Source organism: Kothea flammea (genome assembly GCF_052161645.1).
GTDB lineage: Bacteria > Planctomycetota > Planctomycetia > Pirellulales > Pirellulaceae > Laterigemmans.
In genome coordinates this window covers 982,701-1,002,729 of record NZ_CP197414.1, presented here as the reverse complement: position 1 = coordinate 1,002,729, position 20,029 = coordinate 982,701, and the positions used below count along the sequence as shown (strand labels likewise).

Annotated in this window: 16 protein-coding genes; 5 read left to right on the top strand and 11 right to left on the bottom strand. The window is 59.9% G+C overall.

What is annotated here, in order from left to right; genetic code table 11:
- The first annotated feature begins 6 nt into the window (after nt 1–6).
- Both SH139x_RS03490 and SH139x_RS03485 read left to right on the top strand, forming a co-directional pair.
- Nucleotides 7–1,434 (top strand): hypothetical protein, encoded by a 1,428-nt coding sequence (locus SH139x_RS03490; RefSeq protein WP_488353897.1) that lies wholly within the window; start codon nt 7–9, stop codon nt 1,432–1,434.
- 206 nt (nt 1,435–1,640) lie between these two features.
- Nucleotides 1,641–2,957: a beta-ketoacyl-[acyl-carrier-protein] synthase family protein gene (locus tag SH139x_RS03485; RefSeq protein WP_488353896.1), complete on the top strand. Its 1,317-nt coding sequence runs from the start codon at nt 1,641–1,643 to the stop codon at nt 2,955–2,957.
- 17 nt (nt 2,958–2,974) lie between these two features.
- Here SH139x_RS03485 and SH139x_RS03480 read toward each other — a convergent pair whose 3' ends face one another.
- The 11 genes from SH139x_RS03480 to SH139x_RS03430 all read right to left on the bottom strand — a co-directional run bounded on the left by SH139x_RS03480 (nt 2,975) and on the right by SH139x_RS03430 (nt 14,268).
- A complete protein-coding gene (locus SH139x_RS03480; RefSeq protein WP_488353895.1) occupies nt 2,975–4,897 on the bottom strand; it encodes a type II secretion system protein GspD in 1,923 nt (640 codons plus the stop codon).
- Nucleotides 4,898–5,081: 184 nt separating this feature from the next.
- Complete coding sequence (locus SH139x_RS03475) at nt 5,082–5,708, bottom strand: hypothetical protein (RefSeq protein WP_488353894.1); 627 nt, start codon at nt 5,706–5,708, stop codon at nt 5,082–5,084.
- Nucleotides 5,709–5,712: 4 nt separating this feature from the next.
- Complete coding sequence (locus tag SH139x_RS03470; RefSeq protein ID WP_488353893.1) at nt 5,713–6,366, bottom strand: hypothetical protein; 654 nt, start codon at nt 6,364–6,366, stop codon at nt 5,713–5,715.
- Nucleotides 6,363–7,022 carry a hypothetical protein gene (locus tag SH139x_RS03465; RefSeq protein WP_488353892.1) on the bottom strand — a complete coding sequence of 220 codons (660 nt, stop codon included), beginning with the start codon at nt 7,020–7,022 and terminating at the stop codon, nt 6,363–6,365. The genes SH139x_RS03470 and SH139x_RS03465 overlap by 4 nt, the downstream gene beginning before the upstream one ends.
- A complete protein-coding gene (locus SH139x_RS03460) occupies nt 7,019–8,056 on the bottom strand; it encodes a hypothetical protein (RefSeq protein WP_488353891.1) in 1,038 nt (345 codons plus the stop codon). The genes SH139x_RS03465 and SH139x_RS03460 overlap by 4 nt, the downstream gene beginning before the upstream one ends.
- Before the next feature lie 231 nt (nt 8,057–8,287).
- Complete coding sequence (locus SH139x_RS03455; protein ID WP_488353890.1) at nt 8,288–9,481, bottom strand: type II secretion system F family protein; 1,194 nt, start codon at nt 9,479–9,481, stop codon at nt 8,288–8,290.
- Between the two features lie 11 nt (nt 9,482–9,492).
- Entirely contained in the window at nt 9,493–11,280 is a 1,788-nt protein-coding gene (locus SH139x_RS03450; RefSeq protein ID WP_488353889.1) for a GspE/PulE family protein, read from the bottom strand.
- Nucleotides 11,277–11,612 carry an STAS domain-containing protein gene (locus SH139x_RS03445; RefSeq protein WP_488353888.1) on the bottom strand — a complete coding sequence of 112 codons (336 nt, stop codon included), beginning with the start codon at nt 11,610–11,612 and terminating at the stop codon, nt 11,277–11,279. The genes SH139x_RS03450 and SH139x_RS03445 overlap by 4 nt, the downstream gene beginning before the upstream one ends.
- Nucleotides 11,613–13,316 carry a sensor histidine kinase gene (locus SH139x_RS03440; RefSeq protein ID WP_488353887.1) on the bottom strand — a complete coding sequence of 568 codons (1,704 nt, stop codon included), beginning with the start codon at nt 13,314–13,316 and terminating at the stop codon, nt 11,613–11,615. It abuts the gene before it with no gap.
- The gene (locus SH139x_RS03435; RefSeq protein ID WP_488353886.1) at nt 13,313–13,792 is read right to left on the bottom strand and encodes a response regulator; all 480 of its coding nucleotides are present in this window, start codon (nt 13,790–13,792) and stop codon (nt 13,313–13,315) included. The genes SH139x_RS03440 and SH139x_RS03435 overlap by 4 nt, the downstream gene beginning before the upstream one ends.
- 11 nt (nt 13,793–13,803) lie before the next feature.
- Nucleotides 13,804–14,268: a type II secretion system protein gene (locus SH139x_RS03430; protein WP_488353885.1), complete on the bottom strand. Its 465-nt coding sequence runs from the start codon at nt 14,266–14,268 to the stop codon at nt 13,804–13,806.
- 460 nt (nt 14,269–14,728) lie between these two features.
- On the opposite strand from SH139x_RS03430, the gene nusA reads away from it, so the two are divergent.
- The 3 genes from nusA to rbfA all read left to right on the top strand — a co-directional run bounded on the left by nusA (nt 14,729) and on the right by rbfA (nt 20,006).
- Nucleotides 14,729–16,192: a transcription termination factor NusA gene (gene nusA, locus SH139x_RS03425; RefSeq protein WP_488353884.1), complete on the top strand. Its 1,464-nt coding sequence runs from the start codon at nt 14,729–14,731 to the stop codon at nt 16,190–16,192.
- Between the two features lie 210 nt (nt 16,193–16,402).
- A complete protein-coding gene (gene infB / locus SH139x_RS03420; RefSeq protein ID WP_488353883.1) occupies nt 16,403–19,561 on the top strand; it encodes a translation initiation factor IF-2 in 3,159 nt (1,052 codons plus the stop codon).
- 34 nt (nt 19,562–19,595) lie between these two features.
- Nucleotides 19,596–20,006 (top strand): 30S ribosome-binding factor RbfA, encoded by a 411-nt coding sequence (gene rbfA, locus SH139x_RS03415; RefSeq protein WP_488353882.1) that lies wholly within the window; start codon nt 19,596–19,598, stop codon nt 20,004–20,006.
- Nucleotides 20,007–20,029: the final 23 nt, after the last annotated feature.

Here is a 20,029-nt window from a genome sequence, read left to right as displayed (position 1 = left end):
GAACCGATGTCGATGACAAAATACTGCTCCGCATACGTACTCGCCGCTCTACTACTCGGCCAGCCGCTGGCGGCTTGGAGTCAAGGTACCGCAGCACCTGAGGGAGGCTTGATGCCGGTCCCCTCAACGACTGGCCCCTCGACGACTGGCCCCTCGACGACTGGCCCCTCGACGACTGGCCCCTCGACGACTGGCCCCTCGACGACTGGCCCCTCGACGACTGGGGCTGCCAATTCGGGCCCATCGACAACAAACCCTGCGACGGCTGGTGGCAGCAGTGTCCCGAGCGGCTTCAGTGGTTTGCCCCCCACGAATGATCCCCCCAGCATCACGGGCGGCACCAATCAACCGCTGAACAATCAGCCGCTCAGCTCACCGAACCGCGTCAGCAACCAGCAGCGGCGACCGGCCAGCCTGGGTGCGGATGCCAGTGGAGATGGCGAGCTGCCCAACGGCGCGGGGCAAATTTACAAACGTTATGATCTCCGCCCTTACACGGGCTATCTGACCAAGCACGAGCAACCGCATCAGGCGGTCGTGGACTGGGTGTTGCGTGACACGGGAACCGACATGTGGTTCACCGAGCCGTTTGGGTTCATGAATGCCAACCGCGACTCGCTGACCGTCTATCACACGCCGGAGATTCACCGCGTGGTGGAGGAGGCGGTCAACAAATTTGTGGCGGGCAGTTTGGATCCGCAAGCGATTGGCTTACGAGTCTTAACGGTGGGAAGTCCGAATTGGCGAACTCGAGCAGTCTCATTGATGGAGCATGTCAACGTCGGATCGCCCGGCGTGCAAGCTTGGCTGGTCTCCAAAGAGAACGCCGCTTTGCTGTTAGCTCAACTGCGTGCTCGCAGTGACGCGCGGGAAATTCAGACACTTGATTTAGCGATCTACAACGGTCAAGCGGAGAGTTTGGCGAGCACGCGGCGGCGAAACTATGTCCGCAACGTTCGCCCGGCGCCCGCTGGTTGGCCACCTTACGAACCGGAGACGGGAGAAGTCGAGGAGGGTTACAAGTTGGAAATCAGCCCGTTGCTGAACAATGACGGCACCACGCTGGACTGCGTGATTCGCGCCAACATTGATCAAGTCGAAAAGTTGGTTCCGGTGGACTTGGATCTACCGCTGCCGAACGGACAATTGCATCGGGCTCGCGTGGAAGTTCCACAGGTCGCTTCGTGGCGACTGCACGAGCGATTTCGCTGGCCCATCGACCGCGTGTTGGTGCTGTCCTGCGGCGTGGTGGCGAGTCCTGATCGGCCACGCTCGGCGGTGCCGTTCGTCAATCTCGACATGATCACAGGGCAAACCGCCGGCCGGGCCGACGCGTTGCTGTTCGTCGAATTCAAAGGTCGCGCCTCGGCCAACATTCCCATTGGCTCGCGAGTCGTCAGCCCGGATATCAGTTTTAACCGCGGTCGTTATTAGCCAACGGCCGAGCACGCCCCATCGCGACCCGCCAGCAATCGTCCGGCAAACCGTTTTCTCCACTTGGGGACCTCCCGCCGGTCGGCTGAATCAAGTTAGAATGTGCCCGCACAGTCTACCTGAATCCCTTAATCCATCCCAGTTCCGTCAATTGCGCCCAACCCACTTAGTATTCCCGGGTGCACCGCCCTAGCATTTCACAGCGAATGAGCATCAGCGAGCCGCGACGTGTCGTCGTTACCGGTATGGGCTTGATCAGCCCACTGGGTAACACCCCCACCGAATTGCTAGAGGCGATCCGCGCTGGTCGCAGCGGCATCGGTCCCCTGCACCGCGTTCCCGTCGGTGCTTTGCCGGTCAGTCACGCGGCCGAAGCCACTGGTTTCGACGGGACGATCGAGCAGTTTGGAAACTTGGCGAAAGATGTCCAACGGGCGATTCGCAAAGGCCAAAAGCTGATGTGCCGCGAGATCGAAATGGGAGTCGCTGCGGCCCAACTTGCACTGCAAGATGCCAACTTGGCGGCCGACCAGCGAGATCGCGATCGCACCGGCGTGATCTATGGTTGCGATTATATCATGACGTTGCCGGAGGAATTTTCAGCCGGGATTACTCGCTGCTTGAATGCCGACGGCAGCGTTGACTTTTCCCAGTGGGCCGCCCTGGGACTGCCTCAAGTGACTCCCCTGTGGCTGCTCAAGTATCTTCCCAACATGCCGGCCAGCCACATCGCGATCTACAACGATTTGCGCGGCCCCAACAATTCGCTGACCCTGCGGGAAGCCTCCTCGGGAGCCGCCATTGCCGAAGCCCACAGCACGATCGCACGCGGGCACGCCGACGCGCTCGTCGTCGGGGCGACCGGTTCGCGGGTAATGGCATTCCGGGCTCTGCACGCCTCGATGCAAGAACCATTGGCCGCCGATCGCGATGACCCGGCAACCATGTCGCGCCCGTTTGCGGCAGATCGCGACGGCGCGGTCTTGGGAGAAGGAGCGGCCGCCCTGATTTTTGAATCTCGAGACCATGCGATTGCTCGAGGAGCCAACATTTTGGCCGAAGTCGTCGGCTTTGGGACCAGCGCCGTGGCTGCCAGCCAACCGCAACACCAACGCACCGCTGTCGCTAACGCTTTGCGAGCCACTCTCCGGGGCGACAACTCGAAGCTCTCCATCGGACATATCAACGCCCACGGTATCGGCAGCGTAGATACCGACGCCGAGGAAGCGCAAGCGATCGCCGAAGTGCTGGGACCAGCTGGCCAAGCGCCCCCGGTCGTGGCAGCCAAGAGCTACTTTGGCAATCTGGGAGCGGGCGGCGGGATGGTGGAAATTATCAGCAGCCTGCTGAGCTTGCAAACCGGCCACTTGTTCAACACGCTGAACTGCCCCAGTCCAGCCAGAGATTGCCCGATTCGAATCGCCACCAGCGAAACCCCGGCGGGTGATTCATTCCTCAACATCAACATCACGCCCCAAGGCCAAGCCTCGGTGGTTCACATCGCGAAACCCGAGCTGCTGTAGATTTCCACGATCGGTTATTAGGGCAACTCATCACCGAACACTGGCCATGGCTCCGATGAGCTGGGAACTGATGAGCTGTTAACGGGTGAGCTGTTAACGGGTGATTTGGGAACGGGTGAGCTGGGGTTAAACAGCGGTCGCGTCAATTCGCTGGCCGCGTAGGGGGGCATTGCGATCTGCAGCTCCTGATGTTCGTGCGGCCGCATGGTCTCTGGATAGGGCTGAATACGGGCGGTCAGCGCCACGATCACTTCCGAGCGGGTGTGAATCACTTCGTGGCGACGGAAGAGCCGACCAATCAGAGGGATGCGGGAAAATCCAGGCACCGAGCTGGTCGAATCAATATCATCTTCCTTGATCAAACCACCAATGATGACGCCCCCCCCGTCGGGCAGCAACACGGTCGTGGAGAGTTCCGTTGACTCCTCTTCGGGCAACTCCGTTTCGGGGTTTAGCTGGCCACCGGAGACTTTCGGTCGAATCTCCATCAAGATTTGCTGATCGTCGGTGATCAGGGGAATGACATTCAACACGACTCCGGTGTCCAGAAACTGGACCGACTGGACCGCCGCGGTTTGCGTAACTGTGGTGGTCAAGAAGCTCAACCGGCGGCCAATCTGGATGTTCGATTCTTGGCGGTTGGCCACCAAGACTTTGGGGGAAGCGAGGGTGCGGGCGTTGCTGTTGGTTTGAATCAACTCCACCAAGCCGCGGATGTCGGTCCCTTGCAGCGAAATCTTCATCCCTGACGTGGCCTCTTCATCGGCAAACCCAAGCGATTCAAACGTGATCGAACCCCCGTTGAGCCTCGCCATGGGACGCAAGTTCACCCCGTGACGGTTGAGATCGTCCAGCACGACTTGCAGCACATGGGCTTCGATCAGCACTTGACGGGGCGCTTGATCAAGCTCCGCGATAAACAACTCCAGTCGGGCAAGCGAGCTGGGAATATCCTCGACCACCAACAGCTCGCGAGTTCTCGTTTTGTCGGCCGAGTCGGCTTCAGAGGTGAAAACTTGACCGACCGGCGATAACATCCCCCGAACCATTCTTTCGGTGTCAGCCGCAGCGATGTAGTTCAGCGAAAAGACTCGCACGGAGCGGCCTTGCAGCTGGGAACCGGTCTTCACGCTGCTGTTCAGTGAAGTCACGTAAAGCAAGTTATCGCGAGTGTGCCAAGTGTGCCCGTTAACACTCAAGATTGCCGTCAACAATTCCTGAAAATCGGCGTCTTCGATCGAGAGCGTGACTTCGCCTTCGACCTCTGGACCGATAACCAAATTCAACTGATGACGTTTTGCGATCATCCGCAGCAGCGCCTTCAATTCGGCACCCTGAGCGAGCAGGGAGACGCGGCCTGGTGATTGACTCTCGGCCCACACGACTTCGCCCTGAACGCCCTCCGGCGACTGCTGGGCCGCCCCCTGAGCCCCAAGCGAAACGGCCCCGGGCGAAACTGCCTCGCGGGGAAAACTTGCCTCGCGGGGTGTCGGGCTGGGCAGTCGCTCGGCCGCTTGAGGCGAAGCGGGTAACGGCTCTGTTTCTCCCGAAATGAACGGGATGGAAAGGGGGTTTTGGGCCGCCGAATTTCGCGCCGCTGAGTTTGGCGAGCTTAATGAACGATCACGACGATCGCTGGCAGTCGGCGGCCCAAAGGGGTCGACCGACTGCAAGGCGGCGGAAAAGAAGGGAGGCAAGGGGGAGGAGCCTGCCGCGGAGTTGGCAATTGGCCCAGCTTGTTCAGGCCCAGCTTGCTGGCGGTCGAGCAACGATTGCGAAGCAGTCTTTGGCAGCCGGCGGGGAGCGCGGCGCACGGGAGCACCCGGAGTCGCTATGCTGGGGGGATCCTGGGGGACTTGCCCCAGCGCGGGTGCCGAGTACCCAGAAACCCCTAGCGCGGCGGCAAACCAGCACGTCAACAGGGTCAACGGGACACGCATACAAGAAATCCGCTCAGTAAAAAACGTCCGCGGGAAGACTCCAACCCACGCCATTACTATTTGATCGGAAATCTAGGGAACAGTCTGTAACGTTTCCCTGATCGGCTTGATCGTGAAATTTGGAAAGCGGCCTTCCAGTCGCCAATTGGCAACTTCGGCTGGGAAAATCGATTTACGGGCAAGATCAGTTATCGGCCCGCAGCTGGCGAATTAGTTTCCGCGGGTCAGAAACTGGCACGACGCGGCCCCCCACCAACGCTGCGCCCCCGCCGGATGTGGCATACACGGCGCGCACCTCTTGCAACGGCAACGCACCACTGGCCGGCTGTTGGTCGTCGGCCGCAGCGTCCGTCTGTTGCTCGTCCAGCTGGGCCACACGGGGTAGCTTTTCGCTGGCCAGTGAAAATGGGTCGTGCTCAGCGATCGTTGCTAAATCCATTCTCGGCAGTTTAATGGCGCTGCGTTGGGCTGGCTCAGTCGTTTTCGGATCGATGATTGCCTCTTCCCCCGCGGGAGTTTGCGGCGACCGCGCTTTGCCAGCGTTCCTCAAGCGGTTCGACGGAGTCGTCCTGGAGGTGACGGTACCGCCCGCAGTCGCCAGCGAAGCATCGCCGCTGGAATTTCCACTGGAAAAGTTGTCACTAAGAAAGTCGTCACTGGAAGAGTCGCCACCCGGCAACAGCAGGAACCCCAGCACGCCGGCGAGAACCACGGCCAATACAACTTTCAGCCGCTCACGACCGGGATTGGGTTTGAGCTTGGCGCCGCGGCTGGGTGTGGTTGCGCGGCTGGAAGATTGTTGGTCGTTCATTAGCTCAGCTCGCGGAGATTTCAGGGGGGAGCAAGGTCAAGTCTTGGCACTGTTCGGCGAACCGCCGCCAGGGAGGCTTTAATTCCTGAGGCAACTGCAAGTGCAGTTTGACATCGAGCAATTCGGCGGTGGCGTCCGCAGCGGCGCCCCCGTGGGGACGAATCTCCAGTTCGGCCATCCAAATCCGTTGCGACCGCCCGGCCAGGGCATCCAAGAAGCGACACAGGTCGCCATGCTCGCATCGCAGATTGACCATCACTTCCTGGACTTGGCAGAGCTTTCCTCCGCGATTCGGTTGCGGGCGAATTGCCACGATCTCGACTTGGCTCCGCGTGGCGACCGTGGTAACCACGTCCAGCAACAGTTCGGGTCTGGAACTTTGCGGAATGGCAGCGAGCAAGTGCTGGAGTTTCACTTGTTCGGCGGTGACCTGTTGCAGCAATTGGCTTTCCTGGTCGAGCAACTCTGCTTTTGCCGCGACCAGCATGGCGTAGCGAGCGCCCGTTTGCCGCAGTTCCTCTTGCTGTGCCGCGAGGGGTCGAATTAGCAAGTAGTAATTTGCCAACACGATCAGACCGAGGGCGGCACCGCCGAGCAGATGCAGTCCTAGGCGTTGAGCGGTCGTGAGAATTGGCGGGGCGAGATGCCGAAAGCTCATGGCAGCTCCTTTTGGACTACAACTTGGGCTTGGATCTCTGCCTCATAGCCGCCGGTGTGGGCATCGATACCCGACCTTCCCAATTGCACGCGCCGGACCCGCGGGCTGGCGGCAAAGTCTTGCATCCATTGCTGAATTTGCCCTTGGTCGGTACCGAACAGAGAGAGCACCAAATGCGCCTCAGCGGCGGCGGTGCGTGCGACGTTGCCGCGGGACTGATAGGGTGATCTTTCGGCCGCCGAGCCGTTGGTGGCCGCTTGTTGGGCAAGACTCGCTCCCCGCAAATTCATGCTCAACGCTCGCACGCGGGGCGGGTGCTCCGCCGCCGACTTGATCGTGGCGATCACGCCGAGCGTCTGCAGCAGATCATCGGTGGGCACCATCGAATCGAGATGCCCATTGAGAAACTGGAGTTCGCGCAGCTGTTGCTTGGTTAAGTCATTGCGGACCATCAAGTCCTCAACCTGCTCGCCGGCGATTTGCAAATCGGCGACTTTGGCAGCCATGTTGGCCACCCTGAGGTTTGTCCAATTGGTAACCATCGTGCAGCCAACGATGATCAAAATCGCCAAGCGGGCCCAACACAAAACTAGCTTTCGCATTTCCAGCCGGCGGCGATATCCAACCGGCAACAAGTTGACATGATTGCCGTTCACGCGACACCTCCGCAAGCAGCCGCCAGCGCCACCGCGAAACGGCTGTCGCAATTCGCGCGCCCGGGATTGATCGAGGGGTGCAGTCCAGTCGATCGTTCCGCCGACCAACGCCACGGTCGCACCTCACGGCCGAGGGCATCGGCCAATCGGGTGATCACCGGTTCGCTGGTGGCTGCCGGACCGCAGACCACCAGCGGTCCCGAAGTGGCAACGCCCGCTAAGCCTTCCGCGATCTTCAGCGTCCGCAAAATTTCTTCGCCGGCGGCGTTAATCAAGCGGCTCAGCAGCCGGCCACGATGATCAACGGCGCGACGCGGTGCCACCGCTTCGACCCCGTGAAGGTTCACTCCGTGCAGTTGGCGGCAGAGGGTCGGTTGCCGCCAAAGCTGGCCCGCTGCGGGAGGCTGGGTGAACAGCAGCAAGCAATCGCTCAGTCCCCAAGCGAGGATCATCGTCGGCTGTTGATCGTCAGCAGCGGGTGTCGTCGCCGCGGGTTGCCGAGCGAGCGAATCGAGCGTCAAAGCGCGAGCCAGAGCATGGGGGCGTGAGTCGACACGACTGCACTGATAGCCCGCGCGTTGGGCAATTTCGGCCACACCTTGAGCGGCGGGACTGCTGACGCAATAAATCATCTGCTGGCCAGTGGTGCCGATTGGCCAGCGGCACGCCTCGATGGCATCGCGGGGGCCCAAAAAGCTGCCCAGATCGGCTCGGACCGATTGCTGAAAGGCCGCTTTGGATTCACCGCTGAGCCAGCGCAAAACGGAGCTGCAAGCGGGTAAGACGGCCACGCAGGGTCGACGAAAGCCGTCGATGGACCGGGGAATCGCTTGCTGCAAGCCAGCCAAGTTGGCCCCCAGCGATTGCCGAAAAGGAATGCGCGCCCGACTGGTCCAGACGAAACGCTGGCCCTGACGCGCCACGCATACCATGCACAACTCGTGCTCACTGATATCCAGCCCCACCGTTTCCTGGCCGGCACCTGGCAGCCAACGACCAACGATGGGAATCGGCAGCGAAAACAGACTAAACACGGCGATCGTTTCGTTCTGGGAAAAACTCGAACCTACAAACCGGCCAGCAACCGGCGAAGGTCACGGGCCAGACGTGCTCGCACAGAACCTTGCTCGCACAGAACCTTGCTCGCGGCAGGCCTTACTCACGGCAGGCACTATGGACACGCTTTACAGCAAACGTAGGTCATAAATTGAGCCGGCGAGGGGTGGCCGCGGCGGCGAATGCGAATGCTGTGACGAGCGACCGGTTTAGGCGACGGAGCTGATGTCGAGTAGGGGGAGCATGATCGACAACACCACGCCAGCCACCAAGACTCCCATCACTAAAATGATGACCGGTTCGAGCGAATGGACGAGCTTGCGGAGAATCCGCTCGCCATGCTCTTCATAAAACTGGCCGCAGTCAGTCAATACTTCAGCCAGCCGGCCGGTGCGTTCGGCCGTCATCACCATCTGGGCCGCCTCGGCGGGCAGATAATCTGCTTCCACCAATGCCCGGCTAGCCTGTTCCCCGGCCAACACATCTTGCTCGACCTGTTCCAGCAAACTTACGAAATAGCCGTTGGAAAGGGAGCGTTGGGTGAGGCGAATGGCTTCCAACAGCGGCAGCCCGCCGCCCAGCATCGTGCCCAGCAAGCGAAACATCCGCCCGCAAGCCAGGGGCCGATACGCGTTGCGAACCAGCGGGCAGTAGATCAGCACCCAATCACGCGACCTGCGAACTTGGGGATGATTGCGGAGCGCATAGGCGAGTGCCGCCAAAGCGACTGTCGCCAGTCCGCAGCCGAGCATATTTTCGCGACACCATTTACCTGTGGCCAGCAACATTTCAGTGCTGGCTGGCATCGGTCGGCCCAAGTTTCCGAAGACGTCACCGAACTGCGGCAGCACGCCGAACAGCAAAGCCAACATCACGGCGAAGGAAACCAAAATCAGGATGACGGGATAAATCAGCGCACCGGTGACCGCTCCCCGCAACTGCAGTTCGTTCCGCATCAGCAGACAGATCCGGCCCAACGCTTGGGGAACTTGTCCGGCCGACTCGGCAGCGGCGATCATGGCGGGCAACGTGGGGGGCAAAACGGCACTTTGTGCTTGCAGTGCCGCCGAAAAGGAACCGCCCGAGTTGACCGCCTGGTGAATTACATTGAGGCGTGCGGCCAGATCGGGATTGCGCGCATGTTTGGCAGCCGTGGCCACCGCTTCGGACAAATCGATGCCGTTCTGAGTCATGACGGCCAATTGGTTGAGCATCATCAGCAACCGACTAGTGGGAATCCGCCGTGCTCGCAAGCTGACGGGCCAAGCCATCGCGTTGCCGGCCGGCTCAGTCAACTCCGCGGCATATTCTTCGGATGCGAAGTCAAAGTCTGCTGGCTCTTCGGCAAAACCGGTATTCGGCTGAGCGGGTGCCAAGTGGTCGTTCGCGGGTGGAGCAAGCATGTGAAAAATTCCTATTCGATAACCGCGACGCGGCCGACTTCTTCCAGACTGGTCACACCGGCTTCGGCCAACTTGAGTCCTTCGTCACACAGGGAGTTACCACCTTGCTGACGATGCAGTTGACGAATTTCGTCAACGCTGCTGGTCTCCAGCACGAGGCGGCGAAGTTCGGGAGTCATTTCCATCAGCTCATAGATTCCGGAACGGCCGCTATGTCCGGTATCAAAGCACTTTGCGCAGCCCGCCCCGCGCATGAAGGCTTTGCGTTGATCCCCTTGATAATTAAGTTCTCGGAGGAGCGTGGCGGGTGGGTAATAGGACGTGCGGCAAGCTGGGCAGATCGACCGCAGCAGACGTTGAGCCACGACCCCGATCAAAGCCGACGCCAATTTGTACGGCGCGACTCCCATATCGTGCAGCCGGGTAATTGCTCCGGCCGTGTCGCTGGTGTGCAACGTGCTGAGCACGAGGTGACCGGTGAGGGCTGCTTGGATGGCCACCTCAGCCGTCTCGGCATCGCGAATTTCGCCCACCAAGATCACATCGGGGTCTTGTCGCAAGATACTTCGCAGGGCATCGGCAAAGGACAATCCGGTATCGCGACCAATCGGCACTTGGTTGATCATCGAGAGTTGATATTCGACCGGGTCTTCGACCGTCACCACGTTGTTATGAACCCCTTTAATCAGTTCGATTGCCGAGTAGAGGGTCGTGGTTTTTCCGGAGCCAGTGGGACCGGTGACCAGCAGCAGCCCGTTGGTTCGCTGCAACATCCTGCGGAACTGGCTGAGTTCCTTAGTGGGGATCCCCAACTGATTGAGATCAAACGTGACGTTGGCGCGATCCAAAACCCGCAAGACCACTTTTTGCCCCAACACCGTCGGCAGGGTGCTGACCCGCAAGTCAATCTCACGGCGTTCCAAGCGAACGTGAATCCGTCCGTCTTGGGGCAGCCTGTGTTCGGCGATATCCAATTTGGCCATCACCTTGACCCGCGAAACAATGGCGGGATGCAACTCACGGCGGGGCCGCATCACTTCCCGCAGCATGCCGTCGACGCGAAAACGAATGGAAGTGTGTTTGGCCCCCGGCTCGATATGAATATCGCTGGCCCCTTGACGCACTGCCTGAATAATCGCGTAGTTCACCAAATTGATCACCGGGCTGCCGTCGGCCAACGACTCGATGCCGCGGAAATCAATCTCAAACGCATCGGTCTCCAGTTCGACACCGTCGACATCCACCCCGGCCGTCATCTCATCGACAGCAAAATCCTCCTCGTAACAACGGGGGATCATTTTTTCCAGGTTGCTCCGCATCGCCAACACGGGCCGCACTCGCAAACCGGTCAGCCTGGCGATGCGATCGAGCGCATCAATATTCGTGGGATCGGCAATCGCGACCGTCAGCTCATCATCGACGCGAAACAGAACCAACGCCGTCAGTTCGGCAGCCACCGCACGCGACAGCAAACGAACTGTCGCCGGGTCGACCAAGCCGTCGCGAATCCGCACCGACTCGACCCCCAGCTGTTCCGCCAACAAGGGCAAGAGATCATCTTCGGCAACCAGCCCCAACTCGCTGAGCACCTCGCCCAGCCGGACGCCGCGACGATCTTGTTCCTGGAGCGCGGCTGCGAGGTCTCCGCTGCTCAGCAAACCTGCGCTGACCAGCCGTTCGCCCAACCGGCGTGAGGCGGGTTGAGGGGCCTCCACAACTTCAGCCATGATCGGCTGGGAACTGTGAGTTGAGCTGTGAGTAAAGCTGGCAGCTGGGCTGCTTACAGTACTGGGACTCATGACGCAAACCTGGCAACGGCCGTAGACAAATCGGCGAACAACTGCAGCGAATCGCCTACGCCGGTGATCCGCAGGGCATCGGCGCAGAGGTCATTGGCCGCCGCCACGCAGAGCGCGCCACCGGCATCGGCGCATTGTTGGTCGAGTTCGCTGAGCCACTCCAGCGCGGCACCGGAGAGCAAAATCGATTGGCTGAGGTCGACGACGATGGCGGGCCAACCGGCGGCCAATTTCTGATCGGCGGCAGCCGTCGTGGCGGCGAGCAAATCATCTCGCAAGGGACCGCTGGGGCGGAGCACGTTGACCGTTCCTTGACGTTCTTGCGTGAGCATCTAAACCGCCTCCACTTGATCGGGCGCCGGCAATCGCAAAGTAAAAATGCTGCCCGCTCCCAAGTCGCTGCTAACGGTGATATCGCCTTGGTGCAAGCGGGCGACCTCGCGAGCGAACGCCAATCCCAAGCCGTTACCGGCCTGTTCATGCACGGCCGCCGAGTCGACTCGAAAGAACTTTTCAAATACCTTGGCTTGGTCCTCAGCGGCGATCCCAATCCCGCTGTCTTCCACAGCCACTTCCAACCAGTCTCCCACCAAACTGGCCGCCACGCGGACTTGACCACCTTGCGGCGTGTACTTGACGGCATTGCCAATCAGATTCACCAACACCGCTTGCAGCTTTTCTTTATCGCCACGAATCGCGCGGAGCTTGGCTGAGATCGACACCTCCAAGTTCAAGCCGGCGGCGGCGATCTGAGGCCGCATATTATCGACAGCCTCTTCGATGATGCGGCGGGTGTCGAGGCGATAGCTGCGAACCACCAAAGAACCCGCTTCTAATTGGCCAACGGCCAGCAGGTGATCGACCAACCGACTGAGTCGATCGGTCTCGTTGGTGATGATGTTGCAGAATTCTTTTTGCTCCTCCACGCTGACGCCCTGCTCGACGCTGAGCGCCTCGGCGTAGGCTCGCAAATTGGCCAACGGGGTCCGCAGTTCGTGAGTGGCGGTATGTAAAAATTCGTCCCGCGCCTTGGCCGCCAGAGACTGCTGCGTAACGTCTTGGACGAGCCAAGCGTAACCGCTGGAATCCCCCTCGCGACCGCTCAACCGAGTGCGACTGACGCGAATCACGCGTTCATCCAAGGCTCGCGCGGCGGCCCCCGGTGAGTTGCTGTTCTGGGAGTTGCTGTTCTGGGAGTTGCTGTTCTGGGAGTTGCTGTTCTGGGAGTTGCTGTTCTGGGAGTTGCTGTTCTGGGAGTTGCTGTTCTGGGAGCTGCTGTTCTGGGAGCTGCTGTTCTGGGAGCTGCTGCCGGCTTGAGCTGCGACAGCCTGGCCATCCGTGTTGGGAGAGTTACCAGCAACCGGCGAGTCATCCGCCGTGGGATTCGCCAGTCGCAACCGCACGGTCACGGCGTTACCGCCACCTCCGAGTCGTTGCAGGGCAGCCAAGTTTTCGTCGGCGTGAGGACTATTGAGCGTGAGGTTGCCCAGAGCGGTGAGCAGTTGGCAGCGCAATAACTTTTGGGCGTTCGGTTGTTGAAAGAGGGCTGCCAGCGGCCCGTTGGCAGCTTGGACTTGGAATTGCAAATCGGTCACTGCGATGCCAGCGCTGACACTTCGCATGGCCCGCGCCATGAGTGCGACTTGGGCATCATGCTGGTCACCCTGAGCTGTCACCTGAGGAACTTGCTCGCGAGCTTCGAGTTGTTCGAGCAGCGTGTTCCAGGCGTCGACGACGGGACCTGAGCCGATCATCGGACGGACCTCTCGCCACCTCGCTGGATCGCCACCGGCGCGCAGCAGCTCGGACTCAATTTGACCTGGAACCCGTCCCACGCGAAGCGTTAACAGCCCACCGACGCCAACCACAACGAGAGCTATCAGCCAGGGCAGATAGCGAGCGTCTGTGGCAAACAGTCCGCGAGCTTGACCGATCAAAAAAATGAACAGAATCAGCCCCAGAAAGACGCTGCCGATGCGTAACGTCAGTCCTCGCCAAGCCAGCTGGCTGAAATCCTTCCCCCGCTGACTGATCACGCAATCACTCCTGGATTTGACTCAACTGTTGGACTTCCCAGATTGGGGATGGCTGGGTGAGCGGGGTTGCTTTGCAAGCAATGGTCGCGGAGCAGTCCGGCCAGTCGCTGGGGACTGAATGGTTTGTGCAGGATCGTGATCAAGCGAAAACGATCGATCAGGTAGGAGGCATCGAGTTCAAAACCTTTGGCCGTGCAGAGAATGGTCGGCAGGCGACCGTGCAGCTCGGTGGTCCGCAGATTTTCCAACAACTCAATCCCGTTTCCCCCCGGCATTTGGTGATCGGTCACCAACGCGTCATAGGAGTGCGATTGCAGTTGTTTCCAAGCCTCGGCACCATTCACCGTAGCGGTCACCTTGAAGCCTTGACGTTGCAAGGTAAAGATGATGACGCGGCGGAAGACTGGTTCGTCCTCAGCAATCAAGATGTGCGGCTGGGCATTGCCAGCTGGGACTGGTGATTGAGCGGGATTCATCGGATCGGAGCTCACCAGTTTGACCCCACACCGGTGGTCAGATTCAGTTTGATGTCACCATTTGCCGGCTTGTAGACCCAACCGTTACCGGCGGGTGGCGTTGCGGCGGCTGCTTCCACGGCGGTATCGCCGTTGGCATCAATCAAGACACCATTAAGTCCTCGCACGGCGCCCAGTTGCGGAGCCGGAAAGGGGCCACGCAGAAACGGCTGGAGCTCGGTTGCGAAATCGGTACCCGGCGGGTAGGCACCATTGGTGCTGCGGTACAGTTCAATCGAGGTCCGTAATAATGCCAACTGTTGCCGCGTGGCGTTTTCGCCCGCCGAATCGGCCGTGTTGAACATCCGCGGCACAGCCACTGCGGCGACGATACCAAGAATCAACACCACGACAACCATCTCGATTAACGTAAAGGCCCGACGACGTCGACTGCGGCCTGGGCAAGCCATCGCAGTTTGGAATTTCGCCTCGATCACTTTGCAATCGCTCCAAGTATCTGAAAACAATCATGTTCGAACGGAATATTTCAGTTGGCTAAACACCAACCGCCCGTCTACGGCAGCCCAGCTGGGACCACTTCGCTCTGAGGCTTAGCCCACAGATTGAAACCCCCCGGTCCACAGCGAGAACTTCCGCACATTTAATACTTAGGGCGCGAAACGGCTCGGGGGGAAGGAAACTTAGCTTTCCCCCCCACATCCGCGGCGAACAACACACGCCTGATGAGTAAAATCGAACTATTCCGCATACCTGTGCCCAGCCGACCTGGGAATGATTGCATCAGTTAGGCAGATCGAGGCGGTAGCGACAGGAAGGTTGGTTGACACCTGCCGGTAACACCGATAGCCTACATTAGTTCCCGTCTGATCAACGCCGGGCCCGGGTGATTCCACTCGGGCCTAATTTTATACACACCAACGACCTTGTCGCTGCGGCATGAATCCACAAGACATCCTCCGCTACGTCGATTCGCTGCATCGCGAAAAGAACATCGATAAAGAAATCGTGTTCTCCGCGATTGAGGCCGCTTTGCAGACTGCCGCCAAGCGGCAATACGGCGAAGATGCCAACATCGTCGTGCAGCTCGACCGGCAATCGGGCCGAGCTTACGCTACGCTCGACGGCGAAGCCTTGGGCGAAGACCAAATTGGTCGAATTGGCGCCCAAACGGCTAAACAAGTCATCATTCAGAAAGTGCGTGAAGCCGAACGCGATTCGTTAATGCTGGAATATCGCGATCAGATCGGCCAGATGGTCGGTGGCGCGATCGGCCGTGCCGATGGCGGCGTGGCCACGGTGCAGCTGGGAAATGTCGAAGCGATTCTACCCCGTAGCGAGCAAATTCCCGGGGAGACACTGCACGCTAACGAACGCATTCGAGCGGTCGTTTACGAAGTTCGGGCGGCCGGGAACCGCGTTCGCGTAGTGCTCAGCCGCAACCGCCCCCAATTGGTCCAACGGCTATTCGAGCAAGAAATCCCTGAGCTGCTCGATGGCACCATTGAGATCAATTCAATCTCTCGTGAACCGGGTTACCGGAGCAAAGTGGCCGTTCGCAGCGCCGACCCCCAAGTCGACCCGATCGCGGTCTGCGTTGGCTTTCGCGGCAGCCGGATTAAGGCGGTGCGGGAAGAATTAGCCGGTGAACACATCGATGTCGTGCGGTTTTCCGAAGACCCACAAGTCCTAATTCCCAACGCGTTGCAACCGGCCGCGGTCGAGCAAGTGCTGCTCTGTGACCTCATCGGGCGAGCCATCGTGCTGGTCCAAGAGGACCAACTGTCCTTGGCAATTGGTCGACGTGGACAAAATGTTCGCCTGGCCAGCAAGCTGTGTGGTTGGGACATCGAAATCATGACCTCCGAGGAATTGGAGGATCAAATCGAGCGAGCCGTCGCCGCTTACAGCGAAATCGACGGCGTCGATGAGGAGTTGGCGCAGCGTTTGGTCGAGCAAGGTTATCTGTCTTATGATGACTTATCAGTGATCGAGCCCGATGCGTTGATGGAGCTCGGCGGCTTAACAGCCGAGCAAGTCGACTCGATTGTCGAGATTGCTGAGTCCAAGGCTGAAGAAGCGGAAGTCGCCGCGGCGGAAGAACGACGAGTGCGGCGAGACAAGGATCGGCAACCGCCGGCCGAACCAACTGCCGCTAGCGAAGAAGCTGGAGCCGAAGAATCTGGTCAAGCGGAGCTGGCAGCAGACTCCGACCAAGCCGCTGACGAGGATCAGCCCGAGAAGGCTGTTGACACGGAAGCGACGGTTGAGGATGCTGCGGAGAGTCAATCTGCGGATGCACAGTCCGCGGAACCGGAAAACTCAGTGGTTGCCGATTCAGCCACTCCGGACGACAATACTGATGAGGACGTTTCAGCCGACGCCACACGTGATAAGGTGTGACGTTTTCTACGGTGGCCATCCCTTTGCGGGGAACTGGCCAGCCGTTGGTAAGAACTTCTGCCATTCGATTCGTGGTTCGGATCGTTTGGCGGACGGAGGAATTTCCGCCTATGTGAACCAACCATTGCCCGCGTACCGACCGCTGATCGCCGAGAGCGTTGCGACTGAGTACGCACATCCTTTTTGAAATATCCACAGGATCGTTTCCAAGTGCCCGTACGCATTTACGCGCTCGCGAAAGAACTGAAAGTCGACAGCAAGGATCTCGCTGAGATCTGCAAGAAAGTCGGATTAGCCGGCAAAGGGTCGGCGTTAGCCAGTTTGGACGATGATGAAGTCCAACGCGTCAAGGATCATTTAGCAGCCGCTGAAGCTCGCAAACAGGCGTCACAGACGGCTGAGAAGAAGCCTGCGCCGATCGCCCCCCCCGCCCGCCGTCCCGCCAGCCTCACGCCGACGCGTCCCGTGCGGACCGATCCGGTGCGACGAGCCAACACGCCGATCGGCAAGCGGAAAAGTCCCGCCGAGGAGACTGCCAGCGGAACCTCCGCCGCAGAAGCCGATTCGCAAGAAGCGGTCGCTGGTGGGCACGTTACCGGTGAGCCAACAGCCGGACTCACATCGGCGGAAGCTGCGGCGAAGTCCGAACAGACCAGCCCGCGGGCCGACACACCGGAGCCTGATAGTCCAAGCAAGACGGCCGCCTCAGCCGGTAAATCGGCTCCTCTTTCCGCTGGCAAATTGTCGGTGGGACGTGGCGGAGACAGCTCGGCTCCCACCGGCTCTCGCCCCTCCTCGCCCGCGTCGGGTGGTGGAAAACCGGCTCCCGGCAGAAGTGAAACTGCTGCGGATGCGTCGACGTCACAGCGTTCTAAATCGGATGGTGATACCGGCAAACGCCCCTCGGAGACTCGCGAAGCGGCGGCCAGCGGAAGTCCCGCGGCAGCCTCGCCCACTTCGCCCACCAGGGCGCCCGTCCGTGGCGGTGTGTTTGGTGCTGGTGGTGGCGGTAAAATTCGCGTCATCGGTCGTGGCGGTGGTGAACCTCGCGCCACCGGCGGCAAAGAAAAAGAGACGCCCAAGGATACCGGTGGCAAGCCGACGAAGCGTCGCGGGCCGGTCATTAATTTGGCAGCGATGCCCGAAGCCAAGCAGCCGGTTGCCAAACCGGCCGCCAATGAACCACCTGCACAAAAGCCGGAAATCCGGCTCAGCAAAGATGTCATCGCTGGCCACAAGCAGGGGGTTAAAGCGCCTTTGGAAGCGTTGCAGGCTCAGGAACAGCAGAAGGACGGCGGCAAGTCGTCCGGCAAAGGTGGCCTCTCCTCCTTCACCGGAACGGAAAAAGGTCGTGGCCGTGGTCGCGGACCGGCAACTCCCGTCGCTCCGGTCGGTCGCGAGGAAGAAGAAAAAGGACGCAAGGGATTGGCCGGGATGGCCAGCGCCCGGGCGGTTCGCGGCAACAAAGGCCGGCGGCGGAGCAACCAACGTCAAGATATTGAGCACTCGCTGAACCGCGACGACAATCGTCGCCGCCGCACGCTGACCCGCAAGGGAACCAACACCGCGGCTCCGCGAAAAGAGAAAGTGGTCCTTGAGCTGCCCTGTTCGCTGCGGAGTTTTTCCGAAGCGGCCGGTGTGCCAGTTGCTCAAGTTTTGCGCGTGCTGATGGGGATGGGCGTGATGGCCAACATCAACGCCTCGATCGATCAAGAGACCGCCGAACTGGTCGCTACCGAGCTCGATCTGGACATCGAACTGAAGGCGCAAGAGACGCTCGAAGATGAGCTGATCAGCCACATTGAAAGTACTGCAGATACCGAGGCAGAACTGATTCCCCGCGCCCCGATCGTCACCTTCTTGGGACACGTCGACCACGGCAAGACCAGCCTGCTCGATGCCTTGATTGGAATCGAAGTGGCCAAGGGCGAAGCGGGCGGAATCACCCAGCACATTCGGGCTTACCAAGTTGGTGAAGGTGATCGCCGGGTCACGTTTGTCGACACGCCGGGGCACGAAGCGTTTACGGAAATGCGTGCTCGCGGTGCCAACGTCACCGACATCGCGGTGTTGGTCATCGCCGCCGATGACGGCATTATGCCGCAAACCGAAGAAGCGATCAGCCACGCCAAAGCGGCCGAGGTGCCGATCGTCGTGGCACTCAACAAGATTGACCTCGAAGGTGTCGATGCCACCCGGGCCATGACGCAAATGACCGAGCATGGGCTGACTCCCAGTGAATGGGGTGGCGATGTCGAGGTCGTGCGGACCAGTGCGCTTACCGGTCAGGGCATGGATGAACTGCTCGAAACGTTGCTGACCGTTGCCGAACTGCATGAGTACCGCGCCAACCCCAACCGCGATGGCATTGGGGTTTGTTTAGAAGCCGAGCAGCAAGGTGACCGCGGGGTGATCACCAAATTGGTCGTTCGCAACGGAACGCTCCGCGTCGGCGATGTGATTGTCTGCGGCGGCTCGCACGGTAGAGTGCGAGCAATGCACGATCCGTTAACTGGCAAACCGCTGGCATCGGCCGGCCCCAGCACGCCTGTAAGCATCATCGGATTGGACAAGCCGCCCGGTCCCGGCGATCGCTTCCACGTGCTCTCGGACATTGGCCAAGCGCGTGAGATTGCCGCGGGGCGCGAGGAATCGAGTCGCAACGAGGCGCTTTCGGGCATCACCACCAAGGTCTCGTTCGAGAACTTCCAAACCATGATGGAAGAAGGTCGGCTGGGAGAAGTTCAAGATCGCGTGCGATTGAACTTGATCATTCGAGCCGACGCGCGAGGTTCTTTGGAAGCGATCGACAAGGAGCTATCCAAGATCGATCACCCCGAAGTCGACATTCGCATCCTGCAACGATCGGTCGGCGGGATCACCGTCGCCGACGTGACGCTCGCCTCGGCATCAGACGCCGTCGTGCTGGGATTCAACGTGATTCCCGACGAAGCGGCTCGCGCCCTGGCCGATCAACGTGGTGTCGAAATGCGACGCTACAGTGTGATCTATAAGTTAACTGACGAAATCAAGGCAATTTTGGAAGGGCGCCTCCGCCCCGAAGAACGCGTTGTCGAGTTGGGCCGAGCCCTGGTCAAACAGGTCTTCCAGATCAGCCGCAGTGGAACCATCGCCGGTTCCTACGTGGCACAAGGTGTGATCGAACGTGGCTGCCGCATCCGAGTCAATCGAGATGGCCGCACCATCGGTGATTACGCACTCGATTCGGTCCGGCGAGTTAAGGAAGACGTCAAGGAAGTGCCCCGCGGCATGGAATGCGGGATCAAGCTGGCCGGTTTCAACGACATCCGCCAAGACGATGTGTTGGAGGCTTACAAGATCGAAGAGGTCGCCCGGACGCTCGATTAAACTCTCCCGTTTCCTCCTTACGATCCCTGCCTCCGTGACCAGCCGCCGTTTACTGAAAGCCGCCGAAGCCATCCGTGAAGTGGTCGCTTCGGCAATTGTGACTGACATCCGCGATCCACGCATCCAAAACGTAACCGTTGTGGGTGTCGAAGTGGCGCCCGACATGCGCGAAGCTAAAGTCTTCGTGAGCGTGATGGGTGATGATGCCAAACAGAAATTATCGGTCCGTGGACTGCAAAATTCAGCCGGCTTCCTACAAGCTCGAATTGCTAATCGCATCGATACCCGCTACACCCCGCGGCTAACTTTTGTGCTCGATAAGGGGCTTAAGAACGCCGCCGCCGTGGGTGAGATATTGGCTCGCATCAAACGAGAACGCGAAGGCGAACTCGACGAGCCCGATCAAACCGAAACAACTGACGAGTCGGACGACACAATCCGTTGAATGTGGCTCGCCTCGCCAATTTC

Bases quoted from the DNA above. Each gene is read 5' to 3' on its own strand.
- SH139x_RS03490 (WP_488353897.1), top strand. From the start codon at position 7: ATGTCGATGACAAAATACTGCTCCGCATACGTACTCGCCGCTCTACTA.
- SH139x_RS03485 (WP_488353896.1), top strand. From the start codon at position 1,641: ATGAGCATCAGCGAGCCGCGACGTGTCGTCGTTACCGGTATGGGCTTG.
- SH139x_RS03480 (WP_488353895.1), bottom strand. From the start codon at position 4,897: ATGCGTGTCCCGTTGACCCTGTTGACGTGCTGGTTTGCCGCCGCGCTA.
- SH139x_RS03475 (WP_488353894.1), bottom strand. From the start codon at position 5,708: ATGAACGACCAACAATCTTCCAGCCGCGCAACCACACCCAGCCGCGGC.
- SH139x_RS03470 (WP_488353893.1), bottom strand. From the start codon at position 6,366: ATGAGCTTTCGGCATCTCGCCCCGCCAATTCTCACGACCGCTCAACGC.
- SH139x_RS03455 (WP_488353890.1), bottom strand. From the start codon at position 9,481: ATGCTTGCTCCACCCGCGAACGACCACTTGGCACCCGCTCAGCCGAAT.
- SH139x_RS03450 (WP_488353889.1), bottom strand. From the start codon at position 11,280: ATGAGTCCCAGTACTGTAAGCAGCCCAGCTGCCAGCTTTACTCACAGC.
- SH139x_RS03445 (WP_488353888.1), bottom strand. From the start codon at position 11,612: ATGCTCACGCAAGAACGTCAAGGAACGGTCAACGTGCTCCGCCCCAGC.
- SH139x_RS03435 (WP_488353886.1), bottom strand. From the start codon at position 13,792: ATGAATCCCGCTCAATCACCAGTCCCAGCTGGCAATGCCCAGCCGCAC.
- nusA (WP_488353884.1), top strand. From the start codon at position 14,729: ATGAATCCACAAGACATCCTCCGCTACGTCGATTCGCTGCATCGCGAA.